General features: G+C 73.9%; 9 protein-coding genes. All 9 read left to right on the top strand.

Annotated features, from left to right (window positions below):
• Window positions 1-2: 2 nt before the first annotated feature.
• Window positions 3-653, top strand: coding sequence for an NUDIX hydrolase (locus CTKZ_RS16100; protein WP_371852384.1), 651 nt, complete (start codon window positions 3-5; stop codon window positions 651-653).
• Window positions 654-768: 115 nt separating this feature from the next.
• Window positions 769-2,013: a pyridoxal phosphate-dependent aminotransferase gene (locus CTKZ_RS16095; RefSeq protein WP_124343895.1), complete on the top strand. Its 1,245-nt coding sequence runs from the start codon at window positions 769-771 to the stop codon at window positions 2,011-2,013.
• An 11-nt stretch (window positions 2,014-2,024) separates the two neighbouring features.
• The gene (gene pdxT, locus CTKZ_RS16090; protein WP_124343894.1) at window positions 2,025-2,630 is read left to right on the top strand and encodes a pyridoxal 5'-phosphate synthase glutaminase subunit PdxT; all 606 of its coding nucleotides are present in this window, start codon (window positions 2,025-2,027) and stop codon (window positions 2,628-2,630) included.
• Between the two features lie 9 nt (window positions 2,631-2,639).
• The gene (locus tag CTKZ_RS16085) at window positions 2,640-3,395 is read left to right on the top strand and encodes a YebC/PmpR family DNA-binding transcriptional regulator (protein ID WP_124343893.1); all 756 of its coding nucleotides are present in this window, start codon (window positions 2,640-2,642) and stop codon (window positions 3,393-3,395) included.
• A 54-nt stretch (window positions 3,396-3,449) separates the two neighbouring features.
• A complete protein-coding gene (gene ruvC, locus CTKZ_RS16080) occupies window positions 3,450-4,016 on the top strand; it encodes a crossover junction endodeoxyribonuclease RuvC (protein ID WP_124343892.1) in 567 nt (188 codons plus the stop codon).
• Window positions 4,017-4,092: 76 nt separating this feature from the next.
• Complete coding sequence (gene ruvA / locus CTKZ_RS16075) at window positions 4,093-4,710, top strand: Holliday junction branch migration protein RuvA (RefSeq protein WP_124343891.1); 618 nt, start codon at window positions 4,093-4,095, stop codon at window positions 4,708-4,710.
• A complete protein-coding gene (gene ruvB / locus CTKZ_RS16070) occupies window positions 4,703-5,758 on the top strand; it encodes a Holliday junction branch migration DNA helicase RuvB (protein ID WP_124343890.1) in 1,056 nt (351 codons plus the stop codon). The genes ruvA and ruvB overlap by 8 nt, the downstream gene beginning before the upstream one ends.
• Window positions 5,759-5,857: 99 nt before the next feature.
• Window positions 5,858-6,289 carry a preprotein translocase subunit YajC gene (gene yajC, locus CTKZ_RS16065; RefSeq protein WP_268904344.1) on the top strand — a complete coding sequence of 144 codons (432 nt, stop codon included), beginning with the start codon at window positions 5,858-5,860 and terminating at the stop codon, window positions 6,287-6,289.
• Window positions 6,290-6,371: 82 nt separating this feature from the next.
• On the top strand, window positions 6,372-8,211 hold a 1,840-nt coding region (gene secD, locus CTKZ_RS16060; protein WP_124343889.1), incomplete at its 3' end, for a protein translocase subunit SecD.

The raw sequence follows: 8,211 nt of genomic DNA, 5'->3' as shown, positions 1-8,211 counted from the left end.
GCGTGACGTCGTCCGCGGCCCTCGGCCTGCCCGGCGGCGACGCGGCCACGGTCGCGGCCGGCGAGGGTGCCGTGCCGGTGGCGGCGCGCGGGCACGCCGACGGCGGGGGACCGGTGCACGGGCTCGGCCCCGAGTGGCGTCCCGGGCCCGACGGGCTGCTGTTCCGGCGCGCCGCGCGCGTGATCCTGCTCGACGAGGACGACCGCGTGCTGCTCATGCGCGGGCACGACGTCGACCAGCCCGAGCGCAGCTGGTGGTTCACGGTCGGCGGCGGCATCGACGACGGCGAGGACTCGCGCACCGCGGCGCTCCGCGAGCTGCGCGAGGAGACCGGCATCGTGCTGGACCCGGCCGCGCTGCAGGGTCCGGTGCTCACGCGGTCGGCGATCTTCGACTTCTTCGCGCAGCACTGCCGCCAGGACGAGGACCTCTACCTCGCGCGGGTCCGCTCGACGGACGTCGGCGAGCTGAGCCGCGAGGGGTGGACCGAGCTCGAGGCCGGGGTGCTCGACGAGCTCCGCTGGTGGCCGCTCGACGAGCTCGCCGCGGTCGAGATCGAGGTGTTCCCCGTCGGGCTCGCGGCCCTCGTGCAGGACCTCGCGGCGGGATGGGACGGCACGGTGCGGCACCTGGGGCTCGCGCACGAGCACTGAGCGGTGCGACGCCGGGACGGGGGGGCGGTGCCTCGTCACGCGACGGAGCGGGTCCCGTCGCGGTCATCCCGCAGGGGGTACTGACCAGTAACGTCGACTGTGTACGGTCGAGAGCATGCCCACCCTGGCCCCGACGTCCCCGACGCTGCACATCCCCCGCAGCGGCATCCGCACCCTGATGGAGCTCGCGCACCGCGACCCGGAGGCGCTCCACCTCGAGATCGGCGAGCCCGACACCGCGCCGCCCGCGCACGTCGTCGACGCCGCGGCGCGGGCCGCGCACGACGGGCGTGCCGGCTACACCGCGAGCACCGGACTCGCCGAGCTGCGCGAGGTCGCCGCCGAGCGGGTCACGCGCGTCAGCGGCCGCCCGACGCACCACGACGACGTCGTCGTGACGCACGGCGCGATGCACGGGCTCACCATGACGATGGCCGCGCTGCTCGGCCCGGGCGACGAGATCCTGCTGCCGGACCCGATGTTCCCGAACTGGGCGATGGCCGCGATCTCCGTCGGGGCCGTCGTCCGGACCTACCCGACGTCGGCCGAGCGGGGCTTCGTGCCCGACGTCGCCGACGTCGAGGCGGCCGTGGGCCCGCGCACGCGGGCGATCGTCGTGTGCTCGCCCAACAACCCGACGGGCGCGGTGTACCCGGCCGACGTCGTCGCCGGCCTCGTGGGCGTGGCCCGCCGGCACGACCTGTGGGTGCTCTCCGACGAGTGCTACGAGGCCGTCACGTTCGGCGCGACCCACGTCAGCCCGGCCGCCTTCGACACCGACGGACGGGTCGTCGTCCAGCACAGCCTGTCGAAGACGTACGCGATGACGGGGTGGCGCACCGGGTTCCTCGCGACGCCGCGGCACGACCTGGTCGAGACGATCGGCCACGTCGCCGAGGCGACGATCGCGTGCCCGTCGGCGCCCGGGCAGCACGCGGCCCTCGCCGCACTCACCGGGCCGCAGGACGCCGTGACCGACGCGGTCGCGCAGTACCGCGCGCGGCGCGACGCGGCCGTCGCCCTGCTCGACGCCGCAGGCCTTGGCTACGTGCGGCCCGAGGGCGCCTTCTACCTCATGGTCGACGTCGGGACGCCGGACACCGACGCGTTCGCGCTGCGGCTGCTCGCCGAGCGGCACGTCGCCGTCGCGCCCGGGTCGACGTTCGGGCCGGCCGCGCACGGGCAGGTCCGCGTCAGCCTCGCCGCGTCGCCGTCGGTGCTGCACGAGGGGCTCGCGCGTCTCGTCGCGGCCGTCGCCGCGCACACGCCCGCCGAGCCGTCCACGCGCCGAGAGCACGTCGCGGCCGAGGGGCCGACCGCCAGCCGGGCATCGTCCGGGCGGCTCGCGACCGCGAACTAGGATCGCCCGTCGTGACCGTGACCGTCGGAGTGCTCGCCCTGCAGGGCGACGTGCGTGAGCACGTCGCCGCCCTCACGACCGAGGGGGCCCACGCCGTCCCCGTCCGTCGGGAGCGCGAGCTGGACGGCGTCGACGCGCTGGTCATCCCGGGCGGCGAGTCGACGACGATCGACAAGCTGCTGCGCGCGTTCGACCTGTTCGAGCCCGTGCAGCGCCGCCTGCGTGAGGGGATGCCCGCGTACGGGTCCTGCGCGGGCATGATCCTGCTCGCCGACCGGGTGCTCGGCGGCATCGAGGGCCAGCAGACCCTGGGCGGCGTCGACGTCACGGTGCGGCGCAACGCGTTCGGGCGGCAGGTCGACTCGTTCGAGACGGACCTCACGATCGAGGGCGTCGAGGACGGGCCGCTGCACGCCGTCTTCATCCGCGCACCGTGGGTCGAGGAGGTCGGTCCGGCCGCCGAGGTCGTCGGGCGCGTCGAGTCGGGTCCGGCCGCCGGTAGGATCGTCGCGGTCCGCCAGGGGCCCGTCCTCGTGACGTCCTTCCATCCGGAGGTCACGGGCGACACCCGGGTGCACCGTCTGTTCGTCGAGATCGTCCGCGAGAGCCAGGGGTAGGCAGAGCCGATGTCGGGTCATTCCAAGTGGGCCACCACCAAGCACAAGAAGGCCGTCGTCGACGCGAAGCGCGGCAAGCTCTTCGCGAAGCTGGTCAAGAACATCGAGGTGGCCGCCCGCACGGGCGGTGGTGACCCCGCGGGCAACCCGACGCTGTTCGACGCCATCCAGAAGGCGAAGAAGTCGTCGGTCCCGAACGACAACATCGACCGCGCCCTCAAGCGCGGGTCCGGCCAGGAGGCCGGCGGTGCCGACTACCAGACGATCATGTACGAGGGCTACGGCCCCGGCGGGATCGCCGTGCTGGTCGAGTGCCTCACCGACAACCGCAACCGCGCCGCGTCCGACGTGCGTGTCGCGTTCACCCGCAACGGCGGCCAGATGGCCGACCCGGGCTCGGTGTCGTACATCTTCAGCCGCAAGGGCGTCGTCATCGTCCCCAAGGAGGGCACCGACGAGGACGCCGTCATGGAGGCGGTCCTCGACGCGGGCGGCGAGGAGGTCAACGACCTCGGCGAGTCCTTCGAGGTGCTGAGCGAGGCGACCGACCTGGTGCCCGTCCGCACGTCGCTGCAGGACGCCGGCATCGAGTACGACTCCGCCGACGTGGTGTTCTGGCCGTCGACGCAGATCGAGGTCGACGCCGAGGGCGCGCGCAAGATCCTGCGCCTCATCGACGCACTCGAGGACTCGGACGACGTGCAGAACGTCTACGCCAACTTCGACGCCTCCGACGACGTCATGGCGGAGCTCGAGGACGACTGACGACAGGCGCGCAGCCTCCCGGGGATCGACCCGGGAGGCTGCGACCATACGAGCGTGCGCGTCCTCGGAGTCGACCCCGGCCTGACCCGGTGCGGTCTCGGTGTCGTCGACGGCCTGCCCGGGCGGCGCACCCGGCTCGTCGCGGTCGGCGTGGCGCGGTCCCCGGTCGACGACGAGGTCGACCAGCGCCTGCTCGCGATCGAGGCGCAGATCGAGGAGTGGCTCGAGGAGCACGCGCCCGACGCCGTCGCGGTCGAGCGCGTGTTCGCCCAGCACAACGTGCGCACGGTCATGGGCACGGCCCAGGTCGCGGGGATCGCGATGGTCGCCGCGGCGCGTCGCCGCATCCCTGTCGCGCTCCACACCCCCAGCGAGGTCAAGGCCGCGGTCACGGGCAACGGCCGCGCCGACAAGCCGCAGGTCCAGACGATGGTCGCGCGGCTGCTCAGCCTGGACGAGATCCCCAAGCCTGCCGACGCGGCCGACGCGCTCGCGCTCGCGATCTGCCACCTGTGGCGGCCGGCCGGGGCGCTCGGCGCACCGCAGCGGGCACCCGGGTCCATGACGGCCGCGCAGCGCGCGTGGGCGGCGGCGGAGCAGGCGGCCAAGCGGCACGCGTGACGCGCGTGTCCTGTCGTACAGGTGTTCGGTCGGTGTGCGAGAGTAGCGCCGTGACGACGACGGAGAGGACGCCGCGGTGATCGCGTCGGTGCGGGGGACGGTCCTGGCGGTGCGGCTCGACGCGGCCGTGGTCGAGGTCGGCGGCGTCGGGATGCTCGTGCAGGCCACGCCCGCGACGCTCGCGGGGCTCCGGGTCGGCGCGCAGGCCACGTTGTCGACGTCCCTCGTCGTCCGCGAGGACTCCCTCACGCTGTTCGGGTTCGCCGACGCCGACGAGCGCGAGGTCTTCGAGGTGCTCCAGACCGTGTCGGGCGTCGGCCCGCGGCTTGCCCTCGCGATGCTCGCGGTGCACACGCCCGACGGCCTGCGCCGCGCGGTCGCAGGGGAGGATCTCGCCGCGCTCATGCGGGTCCCCGGCATCGGGCGCAAGGGCGCCCAGCGGATCGTCCTCGAGCTCGGCGACCGGCTCGGTGCGCCGGTGCCCGCCGCGGGGAGCGCGTCGACGGCCGCGTCGGCGTCCGACGACCGGCGCGACCAGGTGGTCGAGGCGCTCGTCGGGCTCGGCTGGAACGCGCGGACGGCGGGCGACGCGGTCGAGCGCGTGCTCGCGGACGCCCCCGGGCCGGTCGCCGCCGACGAGGTCGCGGGCGTGCTGCGCGCCGCGCTGCGGACCCTCGGCGGCGGGCATGGCTGACGACGAGGAGCTCGCGACCGAACGGCTGCCCGCCGAGTCGCTGGTCCGGTCCGGTGCCGACGACGTCGAGCGTGCCGCCGAGGCCGCGCTGCGCCCCCGCTCGCTCGACGAGTTCGTCGGGCAGCGCGTCGTGCGCGACCAGCTGTCGCTCGTCCTGCAGGCCGCGCGTCGCCGCGGCCGCGCCCCCGACCACGTGCTCCTGTCCGGCCCGCCCGGCCTGGGGAAGACGACGCTCGCCATGATCATCGCGGCCGAGCTCGGCACGTCGCTGCGCGTCACCAGCGGTCCGGCGATCCAGCACGCGGGCGACCTCGCGGCCGTCCTGTCCTCCCTCGAAGAGGGCGAGGTGCTGTTCCTCGACGAGATCCACCGCCTCGCGCGCCCCGCCGAGGAGCTGCTGTACGTCGCGATGGAGGACTTCCGTGTCGACGTGGTGGTCGGCAAGGGGGCCGGGGCGAGCGCGATCCCCCTGGCGCTGCCGCCGTTCACGGTCGTCGGCGCGACGACCCGCGCGGGCCTGCTGCCCGCCCCGCTGCGCGACCGGTTCGGCTTCACCGGCCACCTCGACTTCTACGAGACCCACGAGCTCGAGCGCGTGCTCCTGCGCTCGGCCGGCCTGCTCGGCGCTCCGCTGGCCGCGGACGCCGCCGCGGAGATCGCGTCGCGGTCGCGCGGCACCCCCCGCATCGCCAACCGCCTGCTGCGCCGCGTGCGCGACTGGGCCGAGGTGCGCGGCGACGGCTCGCTCGACCTGGGCGCCGCGCGCGCCGCGCTCGAGGTGTACGAGGTCGACGAGCGCGGGCTCGACCGCCTCGACCGCGCCGTGCTGTCTGCGCTGTGCACACGGTTCGGCGGCGGGCCCGTGGGGCTGACCACGCTCGCCGTCGCCGTGGGCGAGGAGCCCGAGACGGTCGAGACGGTGGCCGAGCCGTTCCTCGTGCGCGAGGGCCTGATCGGCCGGACGCCGCGCGGGAGGGTCGCCCTCCCCGGCGCGTGGGAGCACCTCGGGCTCGAGCCGGTCGCCGGCCCGGGCACCCTGTTCGGCTGACGGCCGGTCGAGGGAACCGGGCGGCACGCCCGGACGTTGGAGCGGCGGGCCGCTGCGCCTAGACTGCCGCAGTCACACCACTCGATCGGAGCCGTACTCGTGCCGGACCTCAGCTTCCTCCTCTTCGTCGCCGTCGCCTTCGGCCTGCTCTGGCTCATGACGAGCCGCAGCCGCAAGCAGCAGCGCACGGCGCAGGAGTTCCGGAACAACCTCGCCCCCGGGGACGAGATCATGACCGGCTCCGGCCTGTTCGGCACGGTGGTGGAGGTCGACGGCGACGTCGTCACCGTCGAGTCGACCCCGGGCAACCGCACGCGCTGGATCCGCGCCGCGATCGCCAAGAAGGTCGACCCGCCCGTGGAGGAGGACGAGTACACGGACGAGGCCGACGACGAGGAGACCGACGACGAGGCCGTGACCGATGCCGACCGCATCGCGCGCGCCAACGACGAGGTCATCGACGTCCCCGACGACCTGTCCTCGCTGCCGCCCGTCCTGCGCAAGAAGGACGACGAGCCGGACACCAAGTAACCGCACGGCCCGGGTGACGACGCCCGGGCCTGGACCCCACCGGTCACCTGCGTGACCGGTGCGCGCACGAGAGAAGACTCCGTTGGCCCCTCCTACCCGCCGTCACCGGCCGGCCCGCACGCTCCTGTGGCTCGGGCTGCTGATCGTCGCCATCTTCGGCACGATCTTCGCCGGCACCAAGACGTCCGACGCCACGTGGACGCCCAACCTCGCGCTCGACCTCGAGGGTGGCACGCAGATCATCCTCAAGCCGGTGTCGGAGGACCCCGGCGCGATCACGTCCGAGACGATCAACCAGGCCATCGCCGTCATCCGACAGCGCGTGGACTCGTCCGGTGTCGCGGAGGCCGAGATCACGAGCCAGGGCAACAACATCGTGGTCGCGCTTCCAGGGACGCCGAGCGAGGAGACGCTCGACCTCGTCCGGACGTCGGCGCAGATGGAGCTCCGTCCCGTGCTCGTGGCCGGGGCGCCCACGCCCACCACGGCGGACGACGCCGCGACGCCCGCACCGACCGAGTCGGCGGCCGCCCAGGCGGGCGAGGAGGGCGACGCCGCCGCCGGTGACGCTTCTGCGGACGCCGCGGCGACGCCCGAGCCGACACCCGCTGCGTCGGAGGCGCCGTCGGACACGCCGTCGAAGGCCTCGCCGGACAACGCGAGCGACATCGCGTACTACGTGACGCCCGCGGTCCAGGCGGAGTACGACGCGCTCGACTGCACCGACCCGAAGAACCTCACGGGTGGCGCCTCGGGCGACCCGGACAAGGCGTTCGTGACCTGCGACCCGGAGGGTCAGGGGAAGTTCATCCTCGGTCCGGTCGAGATCGAGGGCAAGGAGATCGACAGCGCGAGCTCGGGACTGCGGACGACGCAGTCCGGCGCGACCACGGGTGAGTGGGTCGTCAACCTCGAGTTCAGCTCGAAGGGCACGACGGAGTTCACCGAGGTGACGACGCGTCTGCAGGGCCTGTCGACGCCCCAGAACCAGTTCGCCTTCGTGCTCGACGGACTCGTCATCTCGGCGCCGAGCCTCGCGCCCGGGACGATCATCTCCAACGGCAAGCCCGAGATCTCGGGCAGCTTCACGCAGGAGTCGGCCGCCACGCTGGCGAACCAGCTGAACTTCGGCTCGTTGCCGCTCAGCTTCACGGTCCAGAGCGAGGAGCAGATCTCCGCGACGCTGGGCTCGGAGCAGCTGCAGAAGGGCCTCATCGCAGGCCTCATCGGCCTGATCCTCGTGGTCGTCTACTCGCTGCTCCAGTACCGGGCGCTGGGGCTTCTCACGGTCGCGTCGCTCGTGGTGGCGGCCGTCCTCACGTACGGCGTCATCACGCTGCTGTCGTGGACGCAGGGCTACCGCCTGTCGCTGCCCGGTGTCGCGGGCCTGATCGTCGCGATCGGCATCACGGCGGACTCGTTCATCGTGTACTTCGAGCGCATCCGTGACGAGCTGCGCGAGGGCCGGACCCTGCAGGCCGCCGTCGAGCGCGGCTGGGAGCGGGCGCGGCGCACGATCCTGGCCTCCGACGCGGTCAACTTCATCGCGGCGATCGTGCTCTACGCGCTCACCGTCGGTGGCGTCCGGGGCTTCGCCTTCACGCTGGGGCTCACGACGATCATCGACGTGATCGTGGTGTTCCTCTTCACGCACCCGATGATGACGCTGATCGCCCGCACGAAGTTCTTCGGCGAGGGCCACCCGGCGTCCGGCCTCGACCCGCGCCGCCTCGGCGTCGACACCGTGCGCTATGCCGGTCGCGGCCGCGTGGTCTCGCCGTCGACCACCGGCAAGTCGGCGAAGAAGGACGGCGACCGCGTCCCGGTCGGCGTCGGGACGAGCGGCGCCGCCGCGACGTCCGGCCCGACGATCGCGGAGCGCCGCGCGGCGGCCCGCGCGGCCGCCGGCGACGGGTCGGCAC

Origin of the sequence: Cellulomonas algicola (assembly GCF_003851725.1) — a bacterium.
In the GTDB taxonomy this organism is placed as follows: domain Bacteria; phylum Actinomycetota; class Actinomycetes; order Actinomycetales; family Cellulomonadaceae; genus Cellulomonas; species Cellulomonas algicola.
This window is presented reverse-complemented; position numbering and strand designations above follow the sequence as displayed.

Bases quoted from the DNA above. Each gene is read 5' to 3' on its own strand.
- CTKZ_RS16085 (WP_124343893.1), top strand. From the start codon at position 2,640: ATGTCGGGTCATTCCAAGTGGGCCACCACCAAGCACAAGAAGGCCGTC.
- CTKZ_RS16095 (WP_124343895.1), top strand. From the start codon at position 769: ATGCCCACCCTGGCCCCGACGTCCCCGACGCTGCACATCCCCCGCAGC.
- ruvB (WP_124343890.1), top strand. From the start codon at position 4,703: ATGGCTGACGACGAGGAGCTCGCGACCGAACGGCTGCCCGCCGAGTCG.